Below are 316 nucleotides of genomic sequence, written 5' to 3'. Positions count from 1 at the left end.
CCGACATGACCCAGAACCTGTCCGCCTACAAGGATCCCAAGGTGTTCGTGCCCTGGTTGAACGCCGTCACCGAACCCGGCTTCTACACCCAGATGGGCATGAACATGATGGAGCCCGGCGAGTGGCTGCGCATGATGAACACCATGGTCCAGCCCGGTGCCTACAGCAACGTCATGCAACTGTTCGCCGATCCGGACGTGTACATGAAGTGGCTGGCTGCGTCCATGGACCCCAACTTCTACACCGCCGTGCTGACCACGCTGACCGATCCGGGCAAGCTGATGCGCTGGGTGATGAGCCCGGTCGACGCCAAGAC

At 61.4% G+C, this 316-nt stretch carries 1 protein-coding gene; it reads left to right on the top strand.

The features are described from left to right. On the top strand, positions 1-316 hold a 316-nt coding region (locus tag ACO0K4_RS19670), incomplete at both ends, for a hypothetical protein (protein WP_422958350.1).

The organism is Undibacterium sp. RuTC16W (genome assembly GCF_049339445.1).
GTDB lineage: Bacteria > Pseudomonadota > Gammaproteobacteria > Burkholderiales > Burkholderiaceae_D > Undibacterium.
The sequence above is the reverse complement of the archived record's forward strand: the minus strand, read 5'-3'. Positions and strand labels throughout refer to the sequence as shown.